Below are 23,488 nucleotides of genomic sequence, written 5' to 3'. Positions count from 1 at the left end.
TGAAGCCCGCGTCGGCGGGAAGTTATCCAACGTTGACAATGACAATACCAAGCAAGCGCTTGGTTTGTAAACAGGCGAATCTCGGGTAGAATAAAAAGTCCCACCAAGACAACCGGATGGCCTTTGTGAACCAGAACCAGATTCTTCAGTCCTTGATTGTCGAACAGCTCGTTTCCGACCCTGCCAGTGCCCGCGGGCGCTTGTTAAAGGAAGCCGCCAGGTTATTCCGGGACAAAGGCTATGAGCGCACCACTGTGCGTGATCTGGCGGCAGCCGTCGGCATCCAGTCCGGTAGTCTGTTCCATCACTTCCGAACCAAAGAGGAAATTCTGAAGGCGGTTATGGTTGAGACCATCCGTCTCAATACCGCTTTGATGCAGGCGGCAGCCGACAGCGAGGAGTCCCCCCGGGGCAAGCTTCGGGCGTTGGTGCGAAGTGAGCTGGAATCCATTAATGGCCAGACTGGCGAAGCCATGGCAGTGCTGGTCTATGAATGGCGTAGTCTCTCGGAGGGCTCTCAGGACCAGGTGCTGGAATTGCGGGAGATATACGAAGGGCTGTGGCTATCTGTTTTGGAGGAGCTTAACGAGCTTGGCCAGCTCAAGGCGGATCCCTTTATCGTAAGGCGGATGTTGACCGGAGCGCTGAGCTGGACGGTGACCTGGTACAAGCCCGAGCGCGGTGGACTGACGCTGGACGGGTTGACCGATCAAGTCATGGCGATGCTCGGACTGTAACAACAGGTTACCTTTGGAACTTATTGTTTTATATCAATTAGTTTAAATTTTTGTGCTTTCCTTAGAGGCCATTGGCCCGATCGGCATATAATTTTCGGCATTCCAGCCATTCTTGTCTGACAAAAATCAAAGCATTCTTCGCGTCGTAGAGACCAGTTCCTCGGGGAACAGCCCGGATGTTGGCTGTGAAGGTTCTGGTTCACGGTTTGACGACGCGAATATGTGATAAAAAACACTCGTCATCCCTTACTGACAAAAACAAAGCAAGACAGGGCAAATTATGTTCTACCCAGAGGTTTCCCTAGTGGGCCGTAGTTCGGCCCTGCTCAAACAGTTCGCACTTGCAGGACTGGCGATGGTCCTGGCCGGCTGCTCCGCCAACCCCATATATACGACGACGGGTATGGTGCTCTCCAGCTACGCAGAGTCTGAGGCAACACCTTATGTGCTGCAGATGTCGGACACTGAAATGGCGTGCGCGCTGGGTGAGGGTACTGATCCTCTCGTCTACTCCTTTTCTCGCGTAACCTCCGCGCCTGACAGCACCGGGTCATTACTTATGCTGCTGGCCGGCAATTGCATGGAATACCGTGCCTGGAACGCAGAACTGGACTATCTCCGTGCCCAGTACAATGGCGATGTGCCTGCTGCAAAAGACGCCCGTGAGCGCGCCAAGCGTTTGTACGCCACTACGGCCTCGCGCCGATACAATGCCTATCTTCGGGCCATGGCAGCCTACGATTTTGATCCCGCTGCCGAGCCCATCGAGTGCCCTTTCCTGTTTACCGATCAGGACGAACTGACGTTTCTGTTGGGGCTTCTGACCGGTATGCAGGCCATCGTGAACGACTCCAACTCAGGTGCGCTTGCAGGCGTGCCTCGTAATATAGCGCCGAGGGCAGAGCGTGCCGCGCAATGTGTTGACAACGAAAAATGGGGCGGTTTGCCCAATGCTGTTCGGGCGCTGGTCTGGTTGCTGTTGCCCGATACCCGTCCCGAGCTGTCGCCTGACCCTTGGCAGGTGCTTGAGAACAGCTCCGAAATGGGCGTGAATGCGGGTATTCGGGCATCCCACGCGGTTCAGATCGTAGCTGCTGAAACCTTTGGACGCCCTGATGTGCTCGCCGATGCCATTGCGCACTTCGCCGACGCCGACGACCGAATCGACGTATGGGACGATTACCGATTGGTGGATGAAGTGGCTCGAACCATCGTTCAGTTTTCCTCAGACAAGCACTGGACTGCCGAATATGGTCACCGCACGCCGCGCAATTTCTTCGGCAAGATGAGCCCGGAACGCGCCAGAACCAATACCGAAACCATGGACCTGGACGACCTGCTCTGAGAGCAGGCCGCCAGGCCCTGACCCAGTTTCAACGATAAACACAAGAATGACCCGGAGGTCGTCATGATCCGTAAATCCCTTGCCGCTCTGTCGTTGGCCGTTGCTGCTCCGTTGGCATCAGCCCAGACAGTTTCCATGTGTGTGTTTGACGTTATCGGCGCCAACGGCGACGTATACAATCTGGTCAAAGACTACGCCCTGGAAATGAAAGCCCATGGAGTGGACTTCAATCTTCGCCCCTATACCGACGAAGGTGTGGCCGTTGGTGATTTTAACGCCGGCCAGTGTGACGCCGTTGCCGCAACCGATATCCGGACTCGGCCGTTCAACAAGTTTACGGGCAGTGTCAGTGCGGTTGGCGCCATTCCGACCTATGATGATCTGGAAACCTTGTTGGCGACACTGGCCCAGCCCAGGGCGGCATCTCTGATGAAGTCCGGCGGCTATGAAGTGCTGGCGATTGTGCCGGCCGGTGCGGGGTATTTGTTCGTCAACGACCGAAGCATCAACACCGCAAGCAAACTGGCCGGGAAGCGAATGGCCACTCTCGATTATCAGCGTGATGCCATTCATATGGTGAATCACGTTAAGGCAACGGTGGTTCCATCGGATATCACCAACTTCGCTGGTAAGTTCAATAACGGCTCCGTTGATACCGCCTATGCGCCAGCGTTCGCCTATGAAGCCCTCGAGTTATACAAGGGTATCGGTGATAAAGGCGGTATTGTTGACTACCCACTGGCCCAGTTGACTATCCAGATCATTGCCCGCGAAGGCGTTCTGGATGATGACGCCGCGCAGAAATCCCGTGAAGTGGCCTGGGACATGTTCCCGCAGGCGATGAACCTGATCGAGAGCCAGGAGAAAGCGATCCCTGAAAAGCAATGGATTCGAATTCCGGACCAGGACATTACTGGCTACCAGGAGATGTTCCGTGAAAACCGTCTGGAAATGCGTGATGGCGTGAACGGTGCACCGAGTGTGTACGACCCACGCATGATGAGTCTATTGAGCAAAATTCGCTGCGCCAGTAACCCGGGCGCGTCTGAGTGCACGGCTGACAACCGGGAATAATCGGAGAGAAAACACATGAACTGGCGCGCGATGACTGCCTCTGGTGCAAGGACGCTCTACCCCGTACACAGGATACATGGGGTTATTCTACTGCTTTTGCTCCTGTCAACTCTGCTGCTGGGCATGGGGAATTCCCTGCACTCCAGAATGTTGTGGATTGGTGAGCAGGTCTGGCCGAACTATTATCTGCTGAACCCGGATGCGACCGAACCCACCTGTAATATGTTCGTGGATGTGGATGCCGAGGTTGAGCGCAGGATTCAGGCTTACAAGCCTGATCCGGACGATTTGTTCAGCTCCCCACCAGATGCGGATGCGCTGAGGCAGTCTCTGCAGAGCAACGTGGCCCTGTGTGAGCAGCGCCACCTGATGTATGCCGAGAACCAGAAGCACGCCACATGGGCACTGGGTGCCTACAAGAGTTTTGAACAGGGACTGGCTGGCTTTCTGCTGGACAACATTGAACTGACCAAGTACCTGTTCATCGCCATGTTTGCCATGGCTGCTGCGATCTCGGCGCTGGACGCGGACCACATTGCCCTGCGGCTGTCCCGCAACCGGTCAGAGTGGCGCTTGAGCCAGGGCGTGCAGTTCATCGTCAACGGTTTGATGGTGCTGTCCCTGAACGCCTATCTCGGGCGATTATCGACATCGCCGGGCACGGAAAACACTATGATTTTGCAATACGCCTGGGCCGGTGTATTTGGAATGTTCATGGTGATCAACGCCATTCGCTTCTTCCACATACCCGAGCGCATGAAGCCCGGCAGCCTGAGCTTGTCATCGAGCCTGGTCATCCCGTTGTATTGCATGATGGGTTTGATAGCCATGTCCTACTTCTTCTTTGTGGACGGCTACACTTCGGGCCTGGCGATCTACTTCGGCATGATGGCGAACCTGTCTTCCATGTTCATCAACATCGGCCTTTATGTGCTGGTGGGCATGATGCTCAAGCAGACCCGCGTGCCGGAATTGCTGCTGAACATCGTCAAGCCGTTCAATCTGCCGGCGCCTATGCTGGCCTCAGTGATTATCTTTGCCACCGCCTTCCCGACGGCGTTCACGGGTGCCTCCGGTATTTTTATTCTTGCCGTGGGTGGTGTGGTGTATGACGAACTGAGAAAAGCGGGTGCCGGGCGGCAGTTGTCCCTGGCGACTACGGCCATGTCAGGCAGTCTCGGGGTGGTGCTCAATCCGTGTTTGCTGATTGTGGTGATCGCCGCTCTGAACAAAGAAGTGACCACCTCTGAGATGTACGGTTGGGGCTTCTGGGTGTTCATTCTGTCTGCCAGTCTGTTCTCGTTCATCGTGTGCAAGACCGAAGGTAACTGGAAGCCCAAGCCGGCACCCGGGGCCTTCCGGCTAGCGCTGAAGCAACTGTTGCCACTGGTACCCTATGCACTGACTGCCGCTGCTGTGATCTTTGCAATCTGGGTGGTCCTGGGCCTGAAATTCAACGAGTACAGTGCGCCGATGATTTTGCCGTTGGTGATGCTGGCCCTGGTGGTGCTGGACTCCGGAAAGGAGAGTAAGGAACTTTCTGTCTCCCGGATGCAGACCTTCTTTGAGCGCAGCAGCAATGCTGCCAGTGATTCAGCCGTTCACATCGGCGCGCTGCTGGCCCTGATCGGCTTCTCCATCTGCCTGGGCGGTATTCTGGAGCGCTCCGACATTGTCCATGCGATTTTCCCGGAGACTCTGACCAGCCCCTGGATTGCCATGATGGTCATCGTAGTTATGCTGACGCTGATCGGCATGGTGATGGACCCGTTCGGTGCGGTGATTCTGGTATCCGCCACCATCGCCCAGCCGGCGATTCAGATTGGCGTAGATCCGCTGCACTTCTGGATTGTGTGTCTGGTGGCCTTCGAGCTGGGTTACCTGAGCCCGCCTGTGGCCCTGAACCATCTGTTAACGCGGCAGGTGGTTGGTGAGACTGAAGTGCTGGCGGCAGAGCGCACCGGTACCTTCTGGCACCGTTATCAGCGCCTGCTGTTGCCGCTGGCGGTGATGATACCCAGCTTGCTGCTGGTGGCCTTTGTGCCGATGCTGTTCTACGCCTTGTAGTTGGCGTGAAGACCGAAAACCCGTGGAGTTCTGTTTCACGGGTTTTTTGTTGGTTCGATATATTCGAGTTTCGGGGGAAGGGGAGAAGGCCGGAGGCTTGTCTGAAACACGCTGTGAATACTTCCCTGTACGCTCCGCTCCGCCATCCATGGCTCCGCAGGGTTTCAGACAAGCCTCCGGCCTTCTCCCCAGTCCAGCTTGAGCTGGAGTCGATGAGAACTCAGGCGAGCCAATTTTGGAACTTTTGTTCTATAGTCTGCGTATGGATAAGGACGTTCATAAAAAACAGGCAAAGAGGGTAACCGTGAGAAGAACATTGCCGCAGTATCTTGTGCTTTCGGGCGTGGTGTTGTTCGCAGGATGCGGTGGTGGTTCCGGAAGTTCTGAATCCCAGCCCCCGGTCATTGATCTTGGCCCTTTATCTGGTGTGATCAGTATCGAATCCGGCAGCCGGATTGATCAGGACACCATGGATCAGTTGCGGTTTGCCGGTGCCAGCCCTGCTTCGGGTACCCAAACCCTGCCGGCCAGTTTTGTTCTTGCCGGGTTTGTCAGTTCGCGAAATGGTTCCTACCCATTGCTGAACGGCCAACTATTTAGTTACGCGGCTGACCCGGTAGATACCTACACCGTGCCGATGGCGCCGGGTGAAACGGTGACTCTGAGAAGTTTTGGCGGCCGTGACGGAAATGCGGAACTTGAGTTGCGGGTGAGTGGAAATGGAGAGACTCCGCAACCAGAGCAAACCTCCCCGGAAACACCCTCAGTGAGCATCAGGTTGGATGATACTGCTGCTGAAGCCAATTACACGGTTGAAGTCAGTGTGACCGGAGACGGCCCTGCCCGCTACGTGCTGGTCAAAGCCGCCGACACCCAACTCGACAGCCTGAGCCTTGACTGGCCGGATCATCAGTTTCTACCGCAACAAGCCATCGTCACGCTGGATTCCAGTGCCCCTGGGGCTATGTCTTCAATGGCCGCCGGCACGGCCAACGCTGAGCGGCACCTGGGCGGCGCGGACTGGTTGATGCGGATGCCTGCCCAGGCGTCTTCCCGTGCTGTCAGTGCGACTCAAATGCAGGCGGAAACCCTGTCCTGGATTACCCAGCTTCGGCAGATGCCAGGTGTCAAAGACGCGGTACCGAACTATCAGATGTCGAGCATGCAGAGCTCGCCGGTGGATGAACCTCTGTACCGTTTGCAGTGGCACTACGATCTGGTTAACGGGCCGGGTGCCTGGCAGTTGGTGCCTGAAGGCGGGACGACGGCGCGTGTTGCAGTGCTTGATAGCGGGCTTTTTAGCGAAGATCCAGACGCTCGCCCCTGGCATCTGGACCTCGATGAAAATGTGGTCGATGGTAAAGATTTTGTCGATGGCGACGATTTTCCCAGGGATCCGGGTAGCAGCGTTGGCTCCAACGTGTTTCATGGCACTCACGTTGCTGGAACGGTGGCTGCGGTGGTTAATGGTGAAGGCATTGGAGGGGTTGCTTTCGGATCGGCAATCGTTCCTGTCAGGGTTTTGGGAGAAGGTGGAACCGGCTCCTCCACCGACCTGATTGATGCTATTCGTTGGGTGACAGGTCAATCTCCGGTTCTGAACTCTCCCAGGGCTGATGTCGTCAATCTGAGCCTGGGTGGATTGCCCCGAATTCAGGCCCTGGAAGATGCCATCAGCTTTGGGGTTAATCGTGGGGTGATTTTCGTTGGAGCAGCAGGAAACTCTGCGACATCCACACCCTCTTTCCCGGCGGCATCACCCAACGTGCTGGCGGTCAGTGCCGTGGATGCCGCAGGTCGACTGTCGTCCTACTCAAACTTCGGAAGCTGGATTGATCTCGCAGCACCCGGCGGAGATGCCAGCCGGGATGGCAATAACGATGGCCGCGCCGATCTGATCTGGAGTACCAGTGCGGTGGGGCAGGCCGGTCAATTCGTTGCCAGTTATGCGGGCTTGCAGGGTACGTCTATGGCCACGCCTCATGTGTCGGGCGTCATGGCACTGCTGAAAGCCCAGAAAGACACCCTCAACTACAGCGAGGTTCGAGCCCTGCTGGAAAGCGGCGAACTCACCGATTATCCGGGAAGCCGAAACGACCAGTTGGGTTATGGCGTTCTCGATGCCGCGAGGGCGCTTCAGGCAAATCTGGAAGGCAGCGTAACGATTCTGTCGCCATCGCCGTCCCAGATCTCGCTCAGCAATGAGGGGGTGACAAGTGCCACGGTGACCCTGAACCAGATTGGTGATGGCTCAATTTCCAACGTTGTTCTTACCGAAAACCTTGTCTGGCTCAGCTCAAACCAACCGACCCTTGAGAACGGGCGGTATGTATTCAACGTATCCTTGGTGGAGTCGGAGATTGAGCCAGATACGGCTTACCGGGGTGATATCCGTGTGACCTATGACGATGATGAAACTCAGCGCAGCCTGCGCATTCCTGTCATAGCTCAGCTCATCAGCGACGAACAGGCCCGCAACGCCGGCACCCACTTCGTCCTGCTGGTGGATACCACTCCGGATGATGACGGTTTCTATTGGGCCGAGGCCCAGGTTGCTGTGGAGGCCTCCAATGGCAGCTACGGTTTCCGCTTTGAATCCTGGGATGGAGAGGAGCCTCGCAGGCTCAATGAAGTCAGTCCGGGCGACTACTTTTTGGTGGCGGGCACGGATATTGATGGCGACGGCATCATCTGTCAGCCCGGTGAGGCCTGCGCGGAATACCCGATTTCCGGTTTGCGGGAGGTAATTACGATTGAGGAAGGCCAAAGCCTTTCCGATCTCCGGATGACCACCAGCTTTACCCGCCCGACGATTTCTGCGGAAACCCCGGACATCTTGCCCAGGCCGGGGTTTCAGGGTTACCGTTTGATCACGCCAGAGCGCGACAGCGCTCGCAATAACAGTGATAACCGACTCAGGACGACACAATGACAGATCGCATTCCCCGGCTGTTTGCCTTGCCGCTGGCAGCGGCCCTGATAACGGCTTGCAGTGCCACCGGCGGTGAAAACGCCGGCATGCAGCCCCAGGTGCGCCAGGTAACCCAGTCTGCCCATTGTGGCCTGACCGGACCAGGCGTCGCGCACGTGCGGACCGGTTCGGAACTGGAGGCATTGCTGGATATTGGCGGGCAGAATATGGCAACCGGTATTATTCGCCAGGTTAATCTTGAGAAAGAGTCACTGGTGATTGTCACCCTGGGCCAGAAGCCAACCGCCGGTTATAGCGTTGGGCTTGAGTCTGCCACGGCGGACAGGAAAACCCTGAAACTGGCCATGAAGGTAAATTCGCCCGCGCCGGACATGATGGTGGCGCAGGTGATTACCTCGCCCTGCGCGGTGCTTGCGGTAGCGGACAGCCAGTGGCAGCGCCTGGAAGTATCCGGGTTGTCTGGAACGCCGTTGTTGAAAGAGCTCGGAAACTAAAACCACTTGGCGTAGCCACAAAACAAACATTGATCTTTCAGCCCGAATCCCTAAGCTATGGCTCAGCTTTAACGACCACTTGCGGAGCCATGCCGTTACTATGAGCCAGCAACAATACAACGCCGATGCCATTGAAGTTCTGAGCGGTCTTGACCCGGTGCGAAAACGCCCAGGCATGTACACGGACACCTCAAGGCCGAACCACCTGGCTCAGGAAGTCATCGACAACAGTGTGGACGAGGCGCTGGCCGGCCATGCCCGCCGGATTGATGTCATCCTGCACAGTGACAACTCGCTGAGTGTGGAAGACGATGGCCGCGGTATGCCCGTCGATATCCACAAGGAAGAGGGCGTTCCGGGGGTTGAGCTGATCCTCTCCCGCCTGCACGCCGGTGGTAAGTTTTCCGAGGGCAACTATAACTTCTCCGGCGGCTTGCACGGTGTGGGTGTGTCTGTGGTGAATGCCCTGTCTACCCATCTGGAAGTGACCATCCGGCGGGATGGCCAGGTTCACCGGATGACCTTTGCCAACGGCGACAAGGCCTCCGAGCTGGAGGTGATTGATACCGTTGGCAAGCGCAACACCGGTACCCGCCTGAAGTTCACCCCCGATCCGAAATACTTCGACAGTCCCAATTTCTCCGTTAGCCGTCTGCGGCATAATCTGCGGGCCAAGGCGGTGCTGTGCCCGGGCCTGATGGTGACATTCCTGCAGGAAAAAACCGGCGAGAAAGACGAGTGGTTCTATGAGGACGGCTTGCGGGACTACCTGCGTACTGCCCTGGCAGACATCGAAGCCGTGCCGCTTGAGCCCTTCACCGGCAGTTTCTCCGGTAATAAGGAAGCGGTGGATTGGGCGATCCAGTGGCTGCCAGAGGGCGGCGATGCCGTCATGGAAAGCTACGTCAACCTGATTCCCACCGCCCAGGGCGGTACCCATGTGAATGGCTTGCGTACCGGCCTGCTGGAAGCCATGCGGGAATTCTGTGAGTTCCGTAGTCTGCTACCCCGGGGGGTCAAGCTGTCGCCCGAGGATATCTGGGAGCGGGTGGCCTATGTGCTGTCGTTCAAGATGCAGGAGCCTCAGTTCTCCGGCCAGACCAAAGAGCGTCTGTCGTCCCGTGAGGCGGCGGCGTTTGTCTCTGGCGTGGTGAAAGACGCCTTCAGCCTGTGGCTGAACCAGCACACCGATATTGCTGAAGCCCTGGCTGAGCTGTTTATCAGCAATGCCCAGCGCCGGCTGCGGGCCAGCAAGAAGGTGGCCCGCAAAAAGGTGACCTCCGGCCCGGCGTTGCCCGGCAAACTGGCTGATTGCTCCGGTGCCGATACCACCCGTTCAGAACTGTTCCTGGTGGAAGGTGATTCGGCTGGCGGTTCCGCCAAGCAGGCCCGGGACCGGGAATTCCAGGCGGTGATGCCGCTGCGGGGCAAGATCCTGAATACCTGGGAAGTGGATTCCGGTGAAATTCTGGCTTCCCAGGAAGTTCACGACATTGCCGTGGCCATCGGTGTTGATCCGGGCTCAGAGGATCTTACCGGGTTGCGCTACAACAAAGTCTGTATCCTGGCGGATGCCGACTCCGACGGCCTGCATATCGCCACCTTGCTGTGCGCGCTGTTCGTAAAGCACTTCCGACCACTGGTTTCTGCCGGCCATGTATTTGTCGCCATGCCGCCGCTGTACCGGGTGGATCTGGGCAAGGAAACCTTCTATGCCCTCGATGAGCACGAAAAGCAGGGTATTATCGACCGCCTGGCAGCCGAGAAGCGGAAGGGCAAGGTTCAGGTGACCCGTTTCAAGGGCCTGGGTGAGATGAATCCCCTGCAATTGCGCGAAACCACCATGGCGCCAGACACTCGCCGCCTGGTGATGCTCACCCTGGAAGAGGGTGATGACACCGATGAGCGAATGGACATGTTGCTGGGCAAGAAGCGGGCTTCAGACCGCCGGGTTTGGCTGGAAGCCTACGGCAATATGGCGGATATTGCGGTTTGATATTCCCTGCAGTGCTATAAAAATCATTACTTATTCTTTCTCAGAATTGATGAGGGCCGCTATCCTGCCAGTTTTCTAACCGGAATAACCGAGTTATGGACTGGCACGGATGGTTTTCCCTTGGGTTGGCGGGTGCCGCCCTGTTACTGATGAGCTCTGGCCGCTTTGCGCCGCATCTGGTGATGATGGCGGCATTGGTGGTGCTGAGTGCCAGCGGTATCATCGGCCCGGAACAGGCCCTTGCCGGCTTCAGTAATCCGGGGCTGATCACAGTGGTTGCCCTGTTTGTGGTGGCCTCCGGTGTTCACCATTCCGGGGGTGTTGACCTCCTGGTGCACTACATTCTCGGCAGCCCGAAAACCGTTCGCGGGGCCCAGGCCCGCATTGCCTTACCAGTCACGTTGCTCAGTGGCTTCCTGAATAATACGCCGGTGGTTGCCACCATGATTCCGGCCGTTCATGCCTGGTCCCGCAAGATTGGAATTGCCCCTTCCAAGCTGATGATTCCCCTCAGCTATGCCGCCATTTTCGGCGGAACGCTCACCCTGATCGGTACCAGTACCAACCTGGTGGTCAATGGTCAGTACCAGCAGCTGACCGGTGAAGAAGGCTTTTCAATTTTCGCCATTACCCAGGTTGGGCTGCCGGTTGCGATCATCGGGGTTGCTGTGATGTTGCTGGTACTGCCGCGGATGTTGCCAGACCGTAAAGACCAGCAGAAGTTCGGCTCGGTCAAAGAGTTTACGCTGGAAGTGGCGGTCGCGTTCGAGGGGCCGCTGGTCGGCAAAAGCGTAGGCGAGGCCGGGCTGCGGGAGCTGGATCGACTCTACCTGGTTGAAATTGAGCGGGATGGCAGCGTGGTGACGGCGGTGCCATCGGAAGAGCGTCTTCGGGGCGGTGACCGCCTGGTGTTTGCCGGCGATACCCAGGCAATTTCTGATCTGTTGCGGATCAACGGCATCGTGCCTTCGGTGCATGATGATGAGCCGTCTCTCAGCAAGGACCGCGCCGAACGACGTTTGGTGGAGGCGGTGTTGTCGCCCCAGTCAGATGTGCTTGGCCAGACCATCAGGGATGCCCGGTTTCGGGACCGGTACGGTGCCGTGGTACTGGCGGTTGCACGCGGAGGTGAGCGGGTGCCGGGTAACCTTGGCAACATTCGCCTGAAACCTGGTGATGTGTTGTTGCTGGAAGCGCGCCCTGCGTTCGTCAGCCGGCAGCGATACAACAAGGATTTCCTGCTGATCAACGACCTTGAGACAGAAGCGCCGCGCCACGACCGGGCCTGGTTGTCCTGGGGCATTTTGCTGGTGCTGGTCGGGCTTGCCGCCTGCGGCATCATGACGATGCTCAACGCTGCCCTGGTAGGAGCATTCGTGATGATCCTTTCCGGCTGTTGTACGGTTGGCCAGGCCCAGAAAGCGGTAGACGTTCCGGTGATTCTCACGATCGCCGCTTCCTTTGCCATGGGCGGAGCGCTGGAACAGACCGGAGCGGCGAGTTATCTGGCCGGTGCGGTGTTCAGCCTGAGCGATGGCCACACCCTGCTGGCGTTATTGCTGGTTTACCTGGTGGTGTCAGTGCTGACGGAAGTCATCACCAATAACGCAGCCGCCGTCCTGATTGTGCCGGTGGTGCTGTCGCTCACGTCTGCGATGGGCGTGGATTCCGAGCCGTTTATCATTGCGGTGATGATGGCCGCTTCGGCAAGCTTTGCCACACCACTGGGTTATCAGACCAACATGATGGTGTTCGGGCCGGGAGGCTACCGTTTCAGCGATTTTATCCGGGTTGGTTTGCCGATGAATGTCTTTATCGGCCTGGTGACGGTTGGCGTTATTTCTGTGGTTTACGGTGTTTGATGGGGGTTGGCGAGGATATCGCAGCACAAAACCTGCAAACGCCCCTTATGCTGGTAGGCCAGTGACAGGGTGACGCACATATAGGCGCCGGTTACGCACAGATAGGGTGTTGTAACGTGCAGGTTCTCAGGCTGAGCCAGGGCCTGGCGCAGGTATTGCTGGCGGAACCAGTCGGCGCTGGTGGTGTTCTCCAGCGGCCGGAAACGGGGGTCCCGCTTCTCAATGGCGGAGTCTGAGACCAGGGTGTCTTCAATCTGGATGCCCTTGTCATCCGCGAGATAGCAGCGGGATACGGCGGGGTGGTTCAGCAGTTCAAAGCAGGCCTGTGACATCAGGCTGCCGTCCTGCAGTCGTTCAATGGCCCGCCGGAACGGCCCGTTGAAATAGTTGACCAGTTGCTGTGTGGGGTCCTGGGTGATCTGTTTGCGCTTCTTGTATTCCTGAAGTAATTCTTCGAGGTCTGCGGGCGTGTGGGGCAGTTCTCCGAGTTCAAGGCAAGGGCGCCGGAAATAGAATCCCTGTACAAAGTCCACGCCAGCATCGATGGCTATCATGGCCTGATCACGGGTTTCCACGCCTTCCAGTAGTACCAGGCATCCCGACTGGTGAAGCAGTGACACCATGCCATTCAGAATCTGCCGTGCCCGCTGATCGTCAGTGGCGCGGGTCAGCAGCGTACGATCCAGTTTGACGATATCGGGCGACAGGTTCCAGATTCGCTCGAAATTCGAGTGGCCAGCGCCAAAATCATCGATCGCGGTGAGGCAGCCGAGTTTCCGGTAGTAGGCGACGGTATCTTTCAGTCTTTCCGCATCGTCGGTGGGCTGCTCGACAATCTCCATCACAATGCGGTGGGGCGGCAGCCCGGTTTTCTTCAGCAGTGCCCCGAAAAACGAATCCGACTGGCTGCCACTGGTCACCACCCGGGGGGATACGTTCAGGAACAGCCAGTTCAGCTGATCTTTTATGCCGCTGTAGTTACGGATATGCAGGTACCGACACAGCCGGTCCAGCAGCAGGTTTTCAGCGTCGGTGTCCGGAAGTTCAAACAGGTGGTTGGGAAGTACAGCCGCGTTGTCGTTGTCGAACGCCCGGATCAGGGCCTCATAACCAACGGTCCGTTTGTGGGAGATGCTGTAAATCGGTTGCAGGGCGGTTCTGAGCTTTAGCCCTCTGAAATCGGCTGTCCAGGTCTCTCCTTGCTGAGTGAGCATGGGCGAGAGCAGGTCCAGTTCTGGCGCTGGCAGGATATCGGTAAGGCTGTGGGACATAGGCGAGTCTGAACCGTTTAACGAACGCATCAGGAGCAGCAGTTGTGGTGCTGACCACTGAACTGTTAGCCAGAGTGCCCACATCCCTGGCACGTTTGCCTGTATTTCAAGGCGTTAACTGTTTAGCTAAAGCGCAGATTGCCAAAAAACAGGAATCATTACCACTGTTTAACCGGTAAAACTCGAAACAGTTTGTGACTTTGTGTTGGTATGGGAAATTCGGGGCGGGGCTTTGGAGAGCAGAACCCCCGGCAGGCCGGGGGTTCAGAATGGAGCATATTAATTGTTGCTGGGTACTACTACGGATTCGTCGAATTCCAGTTCCATGTCGTTTCCTCTCGGTCACTGAGGCCCCCGACGGGGCGAATTAAAGTATGTGAGAAGTTTAGCGTTGCTGTGAATTTGCACAATCCGTAGAACCCGTATTCGACCAAAGTGGCCAGTGCCAGCCCCGGTGTCCGCCAGAGACTTGATCAGATAATTTGATGCATCCCGGCAGAATATTTTGATTTTCACCCGGCAGTTCGGGGCCTAGACTGACCTAAACGTATCAGTCGCACAGGGTGGCTCAGTCCAGGGATGGAGGATTTCCCAAATCATGAAATTACGAAATACCAACACCGCCTACGGTCTGATCGCTGTCAGTTTGCACTGGCTGGTGGCGCTGGCGGTCATTGGCCTGTTCGGGCTCGGCTGGTGGATGGTGGAACTGTCCTACTATGACCCCTGGTACCGACAGGGCCCACACATTCACCGGAGCATTGGCATCCTGCTGTTCATAGTGGTAGTGGCCCGGCTGTTGTGGCGAGTTGTGACTCCGCCTCCCAGGCCGCTGCCTGAGCACCAGCGGTGGGAAGTGATTGCCGCCCATGGGGCCCATGGGTTGCTCTATCTGCTTCTGTTCGTAGCCATGATCAGTGGATACCTGATTACCACGGCCGATGGCTCGTCCATCAGCGTATTTGGCTGGTTTGAGGTGCCTTCAGTCACCGGCCGGATCAGGGGGATGGAGGACACCGCGGGTGCGGTCCATTACTGGAGCACCTGGGCACTGGTCGGGTTGGCCGGGCTGCATGCCCTGGCGGCCTTGAAACACCATTTTATTGATCGAGATGCCACGCTCAGGCGCATGCTTGGCCGCGGTTGACGCAGATCCGAAGACCGAAACGATAACCATGACTCACTCAGGGAGAAGACCATGAAAAAACTCTTGCTCGCATCCGCCGTTTCAGTGGCACTGATTGGCACTGCCAATGCCAATGCCAGCGAACACAGCGGCACCTATGCCTTTGATAAAGAGGGCGCCCACCAGTTCATCACCTTCAAGATTTCCCATCTTGGCTACAGCTGGCTGTATGGCCGGTTCAACGACTTCGACGGCGAATTTGTCTACGACGCCGAGAACCCGGAGAACAGCACGGTCACCGTTACAATCGACACGGCCAGTGTGGACTCCAACCACGCCGAGCGCGACAAGCATTTGCGCAGCAAGGACTTTCTGCACGTGAGTGAGTTCCCGCAGGCCACCTTCAAAAGCAAGCGGGTGGTTGTGGATGACGACGGCGAGGCTGATATCATCGGCGACTTCACCCTGCGCGGCGTGACCCGTGAGATCACCCTGGAAGCCGAAATGCTTGGCCACGGTGAAGACCCCTGGGGCGGCTACCGTATGGGCTTTGAGGCCGAGACCGAATTTCGTCTGAAGGATTTCGGTATTCCGATGGATCTGGGTGAAGCCTCTGAAACCGTTGAAATCAAGATCTCCATCGAAGGCATTCGTCAGTAATCCTGATTGAAACCTCTGTCTCAGGTTCCGGGGTTAAACCCGGAACCTGCCTGTCTGTTGCTCCAGTTCTGAAGCATAGTCCTTAAGTGACTCGCTGATCCCATCGATGGCACGAGAGCGCTCAGCGCTGGCCGCGGCCAGGTCGTTAATGTCGGTAATGCTGCGATTGATCTCGTCCACAACCTGGGTTTGTTCTTCGGTGGCCGATGCCACGCTGGTGTTTACATCGGTGATATTGGAGATCGCCTCCACAATGGCTTGCAGTTCCCGCTCCGCTTCGGTGGCCAGTTTTTCTGTCTCAGCTGCTTCTTTACTGCCGGTTTCCATCACATTGACCACATCCGAAACGCCAGTCTGCAGTGCTGTGATCATGGTCTGAATATCCTCGGTGGACTGTTGTGTGCGTTGGGCGAGCGTTCGCACCTCATCCGCCACCACCGCAAAGCCCCGGCCTTGCTCACCGGCTCTTGCGGCTTCAATGGCAGCGTTCAGGGCCAGCAGGTTGGTTTGTTCGGCGATACCGCGAATCACATCCAGAACCGAGGTGATGTTGTCAGAATCATCAGACAGCTTGCGGATCACACCAACGGCCTTGGAGATCTGGGCTGCCAGCCGGTGCACCTGCCTGGATGAATTCCGGATGATTTCGGCACTGTTCTGCCCCTTGAGGTCTGCTTCCCGGGTGATCTCGGCCGCCCTTGAGGCATTCCCGGCAACTTCTTCGATCGCGCTTTGCATTTCATTGATGGCTGTTGCCACCATGGAAATCGAATCGGTCTGGCGGGTAACGCCCTCGTTGTTGTCCCGCGCCGCAGACGCCAGTTCAGTAGCGCCCTGTCCCAGATCCCGGCTCAGGGTCTGTATTGAGCCGATCATGCCCTGAAGGTTCTCCAGTACCTGATTGAAACTCCTGGCCAGTTGCCCCAGATCGTCCTCCACGGCCACCGGTATTCGTTGGGTCAGATCGCCTTCACCCTGGGCAATGTTGTCGAGCTGGCTGCGCAAGGCCTGAATGGATCGGATGATCAGTCTCAGGAAAATCAGAAAAAGGGCAACGCTGATAACGATGGCCGCGACCGTTATCACGGTAATGGTCACCGTGCTGGAAGTGCCTTCGGCGCGGGCTTCGGCATAGCGACTCTGGGCCTGTTCATCCGCATGGCCTTCGGCCCTGTCGTAGAATGCCCGTAGCCGCTGGAAGAGCCCGAGGGTTTCTGTGGCGGCAAGGTTTCTGGCTTGTGTTCCGTCCCCCCGCTCTGCCAGTGCCAGAACCTGGCGCGCAGAGCGCTCCCATTGGTCAAAGGCCTGGTCAAAGCCCCCGGTCACAGAGCTGATCCCTGTGCCCCGTAGCCGCGCTACGCTGTCGGTAAAACGTCGACGGGCCTGTTCAACATTTTCCTCAAAATCTGCGACGGCGTCTGTTGTATTCTCTCCGTTCAGGGTCTGGTCGACCACCATCATCTGCGCGACCAGGGCCTGATACAGGTCGCGGTCACCGTTGAGGATTTCGGCAACGGAAGGCAGGAAGGTGACGGCAATATCTTCGGTGCTTTCCACCAGGTTTTTGGCTGTCAGCATGCCGTATCCACCGGAGACAACCAATGCCAGAGCGGTGATGAAAAAGGGCAGGGCGATCTTGGTGCGCAACCCCAGATTGTTTAAAGCGTTCATTCAGCCTCCAGATTATTGTTGTTGCTCTAGAGGCTAAGCGTAGCAGGGGGTGGGGCGTTGTCACCCTGAACATGAGGGTGGAATCTTGATTTAGCTTAGGATTTGATGACGAATCAGGGTTGTTGCACGTTGCCGGATTGTTCACTGGTTCGGCACAGATGCCGTTGGCGCCAGAACTGGGCGATAAAGATGACAACGCCAATGACCAGACCGGCCCAAAGGTAAGGCTCCGGCATCTGGAATGATCCACTGATGGCGAATTCCACCAGCAGCATCAGCGCGACGGCCAGGGTGGCGTTCACCAAGGCTGTCACCAGGGCGTGCCCGCAGGCTTTGAGATTGGGTTTCATAGGTTTCCGCTTGTCAGGGGATAAAACGGCTTTCTATTCACTGTGGCGAGAATACGGTGCACCTTACAGACTCTCCATGCGGGAATTCCGCTATTGGAAATTGGTGTATCGTTGCTTGCGTCCATATAATGTGCGCCACATTGCCCGGTGTTTGTGCCGGGTTATCGGGGCTGCATCAAAGCCGCATTTCAAAACAGGCAGTTAAGGCAAAGAGGCATCTATGCCAGAGTTTCAGACAACGGATGAAGGTTTCGAAAGGGTATCGCTACGGGATTATACCGAGAAGGCCTACCTCGACTACTCCATGTACGTGATCCTGGACCGTGCATTGCCCAACGTAGGGGATGGGCTCAAGCCGGTGCAGCGTCGGATTGTTTATGCCATGTCGGAGCTGGGGCTGAAATCCACCTCCAAGTACAAGAAATCTGCCCGTACCGTTGGTGATGTGCTGGGTAAGTTCCACCCCCATGGTGACAGCGCCTGCTATGAAGCCATGGTGCTGATGGCGCAGCCGTTCTCCTATCGCTACCCGTTGGTGGATGGTCAAGGTAACTGGGGCTCGCCGGACGACCCGAAATCGTTCGCCGCCATGCGTTACACCGAATCCCGCTTGGCTGCCTTTGCCGATGTTCTTCTGGGTGAGTTGGGGCAGGGAACCGTGGACTGGGCGCCGAACTTTGATGGCACCATGGAGGAGCCGTCCGTTCTGCCAGCCCGGTTGCCTCATGTCCTGCTGAACGGCACCACCGGCATTGCCGTGGGCATGGCCACCGATATTCCGCCGCACAACGTGCGAGAGGTCACCGCCGCCTGCATTCGCTTGCTGGATGACCCGGAAGCCACCGTTGACCAGCTCTGTGAACACATCAAGGGGCCGGATTTTCCCACCTATGCGGAAATTATTACCCCCCGCAAGGATCTGAGGCAGATCTATGAAACCGGCCGCGGCTCTCTGCGTATGAGAGCGCGCTGGGTTCGTGAAAGTGGCGAGATCGTGATTACCGATCTGCCACATCAGGTATCCGGTAACCGGGTGCTGGAGCAGATTGCCCAGCAGATGCAGGGCAAGAAACTGCCCATGGTGGCGGACCTGCGTGACGAATCCGACCATGAGAACCCCACTCGTCTGGTGATCGTGCCCCGGTCCAACCGGGTGGATCTGGATGGTTTGATGGCGCACCTGTTTGCCAGCACCGATCTGGAGAAAACCTACCGGGTCAATATCAATGTGATCGGTAACGATGGCCGCCCAGGTGTAAAAGGGCTTCACCAGATCCTGACCGAGTGGCTGGCGTTCCGAAAGAATACCGTTACCCGCCGTCTGCAACACCGTTTGGACAAGGTTCTGGCCCGGTTACACCTTCTCGAAGGCTTGTTGATTGCCTACCTCAACATCGACGAGGTGATTGAGATCATTCGTACCGAAGACAAGCCCAAGGCCGTACTGATGTCCCGGTTTGACCTGTCGGCCGACCAGGCGGAAGCCATTCTTGAGCTGAAACTGCGCCACCTGGCAAAACTCGAGGAAATGAAAATCCGTGGTGAGCAGGACGAGCTGGCCGCGGAACGGGACGAACTGCAAGCTATTCTGGGCTCGGAAGACCGCCTGCGCGAGCTGATCAAGACCGAACTGCAGCAGGATGCCGAAACCTACGGTGATGATCGCCGTTCTCCGATCGTCGCCCGTGAAGAAGCCAAGGCCTTCAGTGAGATTGACCTGGTGTCCAACGACCCGGTCACTGTGGTGCTGTCGGAGAAAGGCTGGGTGCGGGCTGCCAAGGGGCACGACATTGATCCGTCCGGGCTCAGTTACAAGTCTGGCGACCGCTTTGCTTTGGCTGCCAGGGGCAGAAACAATCAGCAGGCCATCTTCCTCGACAGCACTGGGCGTGCCTATGCGCTCATGGCTCACAGTCTGCCGTCTGCCCGAGGGCAGGGCGAGCCTCTTACCGGCCGGATCAACCCACCGTCCGGGGCGACCTTCTCTGGGCTGCTGATGGGAAATCCGGAGCGTAAAGCGCTGCTGGTCACCGACGGCGGCTATGGTTTCGTGACCTCGTTGAACGACATGATCAGCAAGAATCGAGCTGGCAAGGCGGTGGTGTCTGTGCCCAAAGGGGCCCGAATCATGCCCCCTGTGCTGATCCCAGAGACAGCAACAACCCTTTACCTGGCGGCTATATCCAACGAGGGGCGGATGCTGGTGTTCCCGCTCAGCGAATTGCCGGAACTGGCCAAGGGTAAGGGTAACAAAATCATCAGCATTCCCTCTGCCCGCGTTCAGAATCGTGAGGAGTATGTGGTGGCTGCCGCTGTCTTCGGTGAAGAAGACCAACTGGAGGTGAAGGCCGGCAAACGCAAACTGGGTCTGCGTTTTGCAGATCTGGAGCATTATCTTGGTGAGCGTGGCCGGCGTGGTCACAAATTGCCCAGAGGGCTCCAGCGGGTAGACGGCATTGATGTGATTCCGTCTGCGGCCCGTGCCCAGGAAGAAGCTCAGGACGTGGAGGGCGCCGACAGTGAGTGAGCTGGTTCTGGTAAATGTGTCCGGGCGAGATAAGCCCGGATTGACCTCGGAGATCACCGGGATCATGGGGCAGTACGATGTCCGGATTCTGGATATTGGCCAGGCGGTGATTCACGACCACCTGACCTGGGGCATACTGATCGAGATCCCGGATGAGTCGAAATCGTCCCCGGTGATCCGTGACGTTCTTTTTCGACTGCATGCCCTGGACCTTCAGGTGCGCTTTGCCCCCATCACGGTGGAGGAATACCAGGCATGGGCCGAAGGGCGTAACCGTGCCTGCTACATCGTTACCCTGCTATCCCGTGACATCAAGGCCGAACAGATTGCCCGGGTATCGGCCATTACGGCCCGGCATGGGCTGAACATTGACAACATTACCCGCCTTTCTGCACGCCCGTCGCTCAATCAGGGGGAGAACCGCATTGCCTGTGTCGAGTTTTCGGTGCGGGGGACGCCGTCAGACCTGGAACAACTTCGGGCGGACTTCCTGCATATTGCCGGTGAGATGAACGTGGATATCGCCTTCCAGGAAGATTCCATTTTCCGGCGAAACCGTCGGCTGGTGGTGTTCGATATGGACTCCACGCTGATTGAGGCCGAGGTGATCGATGAGCTGGCCCATGAGGCCGGCGTGGGCGAGCAGGTTGCGGAAATAACCGAGCGTGCCATGCAAGGTGAGCTGGACTTCAGCCAGAGCTTTGCCGAGCGGCTGGCGCTGCTCAAAGGCCTGGATGAGTCGGTGCTTGAAAGTATTGCCGGTCGGCTGCGTATGACAGAGGGGGCTGAGCACCTGATCCGAAGCCTGAAAGCGCTGGGCTACCGCACCGCGATTCTCTCTGGCGGCTTTACCTACTTTGCCCGCCACCTGCAGCAGAAACTGGGCATTGACTACGTGTATGCCAACGAACTGGACATTGTCGACGGCAAGGTGACCGGCCAGGTCAAAGGCCAGATTGTGGATGGCAAGCGCAAAGCCGAGCTGCTGCTCGAGATTGCCGAAAAAGAGCATATCTCAAGGGAGCAGGTCATCGCCGTGGGTGATGGTGCCAACGACTTGCCGATGCTGAGCCAGGCGGGCCTGGGCGTGGCCTTCCGTGCCAAGCCGCTGGTCAAGGAATCGGCCCGGCACTCCATTTCCACCCTGGGCCTGGACGCCATTCTGTACCTGATCGGTTTTCGCGAAAGTGATACCAATCAGACCCTCCAGAACAGCAGCCTGTGAATGCAAAAAGGGCGAGGTTCTGACACCTCGCCCCTTTTTCCTCTATCCGGAATTGGCGTCCGGTCAGTGGTCCCCGAAGTCGTAGTTCATCTCCGGTACCGGTGCCTGCAGGTAATAACCCTGGATATAGTTCACCCCGGCCTGCCACAGCGTTGCCAGTACACTGGCGTTCTCTACCAGCGGTATGATGGTGAGCTTGCCGGCATTCTGCAGGCTCTTGACCATTTCCTTGACCTGCTCCTTGGCTTCATCGCTCTTCTGGATTTCTTCCGTGAAGGAGCCGTCAATCTTCACGTAGTCGGCGTCAATGTGCTTGAGCGTGTTGAACGGATTCAGGGCGCAGCCAAACTGGGCAATGGATACCTTACTGTGAAGTTCGTGTACCGCTTTGGTGAACTCCTTGGCTTGCTTCATGTAGTTGTTGGCATCGCCTTCGCGGATCTGGAAAATCAGTGAGTCTCCCGGCAGGCGAGCCGCCTTGAGGGCAACGCTGAGCCAGGGCGTAAAGGTTTTGTCCTGCAGTGTCTCGGCGGTGATGTTCAGGAACAGCCTGGTGTCATGACCCCGTGACCGGTGGCTTGCCAGCTGTTTGATGGTTTGCAGGATCACCCAGCGGTCAATCTTGATGGCCGTATCGCTCGGCCCCATGGGGGGCAGGAAGTCGTAGGGAGAGACTTCCTCGTTGTCTTTGTCGAGCATGCGAACGAAGGCCTCGTAATGCTCTTCGCCCTCACCCCGCAGGTTGATGATAGGCTGGAACAGCAGCCGGAAGCGGTTGTCGTCCAGGGCCTTGAGGATAGCCTCAACCGAGTTGCTTTCATCCAGGCTTTCGTACTGGGCGGGATTATAGACCACGATCCCGTTACCACGTTCATGGCCCTCGAGCTTCTTCACCTCGGCGGAGGCGGTATGGGCACGCCCCATCAGTTCCTCTGCCTTGGGCGAATTCTCCGTGATCGCGGCTATGCCGATGGACACTGTCAGCGGTACTGTCTTGCCGTTGATGTCGAACAGATGATCTTCAACCGCTTTGCGGACCCGCTCAGCAATGCCTTCCATATGTTTCTCATCGCAGGGCAGGCACATCAGGCAGAAGGCATCATCGCTCAGCCTGGCCAGCGTCACTTCCTCGCCGGCCTGTTCTTTTAGCAGCGAGGCCAGATCACCCAGCAACAGATCGGCACCGGCGATACCGACCTGGCCCTTCATACTTATGAAGTTGTCCAGGGCGATGTAGGCCAGGGCGCCGGTCTGGTTGTTCTTGCCGGCATTGGCAATGGCCTGGGCCAGAGCGTCCATCAGGTATTGACGGTTATACAGGCCCGTGAGCAGATCCTGGCTGCTGATCTGTTTGAGCTTTTCTTCCAGCTCGGCATCACTGTGTTCTGGCTGCAATACGATCTGCGTGCAGGCTTCGCCATCATAAGTGGCGGCAGAGACAGACATGGTTACGTTCAATTCCTGATCGTCGCTGCGGCGTGCGGTGCAGTTCAGGGTCATGCCGTCCTTGCCATCATCGGCAAAGGCCTTCATGAAGTCTTTGTACTTGTCCTGGCTTTCCGGGGTCAGGGTATCGAGAACCGGGATGCAGATAAGGTCATCAATGTCGTCGTAGCCCAGGAACTCCATGTAGGACTGGTTGGCATAGATGTGCATGCCATCGTTGATGTAGGCGATGGCGTCCTTGGAGCTTTCCAGAAGCAGCTGGCAGCGCTGTTCGGCCTCACGCAGGTGGGATTCCAGAACCCGACGACGGCGGCGCTCTTCCAGGGCGGCCAATTCGCGTTTCACCACCAGCACGAGCAGATCCTTGTACTCGAACGGCACAGCATCCTGTCCGCCGGCCCGGATAATGTTCACCGTTCTTTCCCGGCTGACTTCCTCGGTCAGGAGAACGAAGGGGATGTCCTTGTCCATGCGCTTGACCATGGCCAGGGCGTCATCCGGCCCGAACTCCTGCTCCAGGTCCCGGGCCAACAGTAGGTCCCAGTTACTGGTTTTCAGGGCTTCTTCCAGATCTTCTTCCGAGGTTATACGGTGTGCCCGGGTGGCCTTGCCCGAGTTGCGGAGCAGGCTGACCATGGATTCAGCATCATTTTGAGATGGATCAAGAATCAGCAGGTGTACGGTCGCGTTTTTTTTCTGCATTCG

Annotated in this window: 16 protein-coding genes; 12 read left to right on the top strand and 4 right to left on the bottom strand. The window is 57.3% G+C overall.

Annotated elements, in window-relative coordinates:
• The first annotated feature begins 116 nt into the window (after positions 1–116).
• From J122_RS05855 to J122_RS05820, 8 genes are all read left to right on the top strand, one after another.
• On the top strand, positions 117–737 hold the full coding sequence (locus J122_RS05855) for a TetR/AcrR family transcriptional regulator (RefSeq protein ID WP_061331604.1): 621 nt from the start codon (positions 117–119) through the stop codon (positions 735–737).
• Between the two features lie 280 nt (positions 738–1,017).
• Positions 1,018–2,082, top strand: coding sequence for a hypothetical protein (locus tag J122_RS05850; RefSeq protein ID WP_061331603.1), 1,065 nt, complete (start codon positions 1,018–1,020; stop codon positions 2,080–2,082).
• Between the two features lie 63 nt (positions 2,083–2,145).
• A complete protein-coding gene (locus J122_RS05845) occupies positions 2,146–3,156 on the top strand; it encodes a putative solute-binding protein (RefSeq protein WP_061331602.1) in 1,011 nt (336 codons plus the stop codon).
• A 15-nt stretch (positions 3,157–3,171) separates the two neighbouring features.
• Positions 3,172–5,223 carry a TRAP transporter large permease subunit gene (locus J122_RS05840; RefSeq protein ID WP_061331601.1) on the top strand — a complete coding sequence of 684 codons (2,052 nt, stop codon included), beginning with the start codon at positions 3,172–3,174 and terminating at the stop codon, positions 5,221–5,223.
• A gap of 304 nt (positions 5,224–5,527) precedes the next feature.
• Entirely contained in the window at positions 5,528–8,155 is a 2,628-nt protein-coding gene (locus tag J122_RS05835) for a S8 family serine peptidase (protein ID WP_061331648.1), read from the top strand.
• Positions 8,152–8,649, top strand: a complete 498-nt coding sequence (locus J122_RS05830) for a protease complex subunit PrcB family protein (RefSeq protein ID WP_061331600.1) — start codon at positions 8,152–8,154, stop codon at positions 8,647–8,649. The genes J122_RS05835 and J122_RS05830 overlap by 4 nt, the downstream gene beginning before the upstream one ends.
• 100 nt (positions 8,650–8,749) lie before the next feature.
• Positions 8,750–10,645 carry a DNA topoisomerase IV subunit B gene (gene parE / locus J122_RS05825; protein WP_061331599.1) on the top strand — a complete coding sequence of 632 codons (1,896 nt, stop codon included), beginning with the start codon at positions 8,750–8,752 and terminating at the stop codon, positions 10,643–10,645.
• A gap of 95 nt (positions 10,646–10,740) precedes the next feature.
• On the top strand, positions 10,741–12,507 hold the full coding sequence (locus J122_RS05820) for an SLC13 family permease (protein WP_061331598.1): 1,767 nt from the start codon (positions 10,741–10,743) through the stop codon (positions 12,505–12,507).
• Here the strand turns inward: J122_RS05820 and J122_RS05815 are convergent.
• Positions 12,495–13,778 (bottom strand): EAL domain-containing protein, encoded by a 1,284-nt coding sequence (locus J122_RS05815; RefSeq protein WP_061331597.1) that lies wholly within the window; start codon positions 13,776–13,778, stop codon positions 12,495–12,497. The two genes, J122_RS05820 and J122_RS05815, sit on opposite strands and share 13 nt — an antisense overlap.
• A 598-nt stretch (positions 13,779–14,376) precedes the next feature.
• On the opposite strand from J122_RS05815, the gene J122_RS05810 reads away from it, so the two are divergent.
• Positions 14,377–14,925: a cytochrome b gene (locus J122_RS05810; RefSeq protein WP_061331596.1), complete on the top strand. Its 549-nt coding sequence runs from the start codon at positions 14,377–14,379 to the stop codon at positions 14,923–14,925.
• Between the two features lie 51 nt (positions 14,926–14,976).
• Complete coding sequence (locus J122_RS05805; RefSeq protein WP_061331595.1) at positions 14,977–15,564, top strand: YceI family protein; 588 nt, start codon at positions 14,977–14,979, stop codon at positions 15,562–15,564.
• Between the two features lie 33 nt (positions 15,565–15,597).
• On the opposite strand, the gene J122_RS05800 is transcribed toward J122_RS05805, so the two are convergent.
• Both J122_RS05800 and J122_RS05795 read right to left on the bottom strand, forming a co-directional pair.
• Complete coding sequence (locus tag J122_RS05800; RefSeq protein WP_061331594.1) at positions 15,598–17,235, bottom strand: methyl-accepting chemotaxis protein; 1,638 nt, start codon at positions 17,233–17,235, stop codon at positions 15,598–15,600.
• A gap of 113 nt (positions 17,236–17,348) precedes the next feature.
• Positions 17,349–17,585: a hypothetical protein gene (locus tag J122_RS05795; protein ID WP_061331593.1), complete on the bottom strand. Its 237-nt coding sequence runs from the start codon at positions 17,583–17,585 to the stop codon at positions 17,349–17,351.
• 220 nt (positions 17,586–17,805) lie between these two features.
• On the opposite strand from J122_RS05795, the gene parC reads away from it, so the two are divergent.
• Positions 17,806–20,112 (top strand): DNA topoisomerase IV subunit A, encoded by a 2,307-nt coding sequence (parC, locus tag J122_RS05790; protein WP_061331592.1) that lies wholly within the window; start codon positions 17,806–17,808, stop codon positions 20,110–20,112.
• Complete coding sequence (gene serB / locus J122_RS05785) at positions 20,105–21,337, top strand: phosphoserine phosphatase SerB (RefSeq protein WP_061331591.1); 1,233 nt, start codon at positions 20,105–20,107, stop codon at positions 21,335–21,337. Before parC ends, serB begins: the two co-directional genes overlap by 8 nt.
• A gap of 63 nt (positions 21,338–21,400) precedes the next feature.
• On the opposite strand, the gene J122_RS05780 is transcribed toward serB, so the two are convergent.
• Entirely contained in the window at positions 21,401–23,485 is a 2,085-nt protein-coding gene (locus tag J122_RS05780; RefSeq protein ID WP_061331590.1) for a GGDEF domain-containing response regulator, read from the bottom strand.
• Positions 23,486–23,488 lie beyond the last annotated feature (3 nt).

Origin of the sequence: Marinobacter excellens LAMA 842, assembly GCF_001574445.1 — a bacterium.
In the GTDB taxonomy this organism is placed as follows: Bacteria; Pseudomonadota; Gammaproteobacteria; order Pseudomonadales; family Oleiphilaceae; genus Marinobacter; species Marinobacter shengliensis.
Note: the sequence above shows the minus strand (reverse complement) of the source record. Positions and strands in the feature narration are given on the sequence as shown.

Bases quoted from the DNA above. Each gene is read 5' to 3' on its own strand.
- J122_RS05855 (WP_061331604.1), top strand. From the start codon at position 117: ATGGCCTTTGTGAACCAGAACCAGATTCTTCAGTCCTTGATTGTCGAA.
- J122_RS05850 (WP_061331603.1), top strand. From the start codon at position 1,018: ATGTTCTACCCAGAGGTTTCCCTAGTGGGCCGTAGTTCGGCCCTGCTC.
- J122_RS05845 (WP_061331602.1), top strand. From the start codon at position 2,146: ATGATCCGTAAATCCCTTGCCGCTCTGTCGTTGGCCGTTGCTGCTCCG.
- J122_RS05840 (WP_061331601.1), top strand. From the start codon at position 3,172: ATGAACTGGCGCGCGATGACTGCCTCTGGTGCAAGGACGCTCTACCCC.
- J122_RS05830 (WP_061331600.1), top strand. From the start codon at position 8,152: ATGACAGATCGCATTCCCCGGCTGTTTGCCTTGCCGCTGGCAGCGGCC.
- parE (WP_061331599.1), top strand. From the start codon at position 8,750: ATGAGCCAGCAACAATACAACGCCGATGCCATTGAAGTTCTGAGCGGT.
- J122_RS05820 (WP_061331598.1), top strand. From the start codon at position 10,741: ATGGACTGGCACGGATGGTTTTCCCTTGGGTTGGCGGGTGCCGCCCTG.
- J122_RS05815 (WP_061331597.1), bottom strand. From the start codon at position 13,778: ATGTCCCACAGCCTTACCGATATCCTGCCAGCGCCAGAACTGGACCTG.
- J122_RS05810 (WP_061331596.1), top strand. From the start codon at position 14,377: ATGAAATTACGAAATACCAACACCGCCTACGGTCTGATCGCTGTCAGT.
- J122_RS05805 (WP_061331595.1), top strand. From the start codon at position 14,977: ATGAAAAAACTCTTGCTCGCATCCGCCGTTTCAGTGGCACTGATTGGC.
- J122_RS05800 (WP_061331594.1), bottom strand. From the start codon at position 17,235: ATGAACGCTTTAAACAATCTGGGGTTGCGCACCAAGATCGCCCTGCCC.
- J122_RS05795 (WP_061331593.1), bottom strand. From the start codon at position 17,585: ATGAAACCCAATCTCAAAGCCTGCGGGCACGCCCTGGTGACAGCCTTG.
- parC (WP_061331592.1), top strand. From the start codon at position 17,806: ATGCCAGAGTTTCAGACAACGGATGAAGGTTTCGAAAGGGTATCGCTA.
- J122_RS05780 (WP_061331590.1), bottom strand. From the start codon at position 23,485: ATGCAGAAAAAAAACGCGACCGTACACCTGCTGATTCTTGATCCATCT.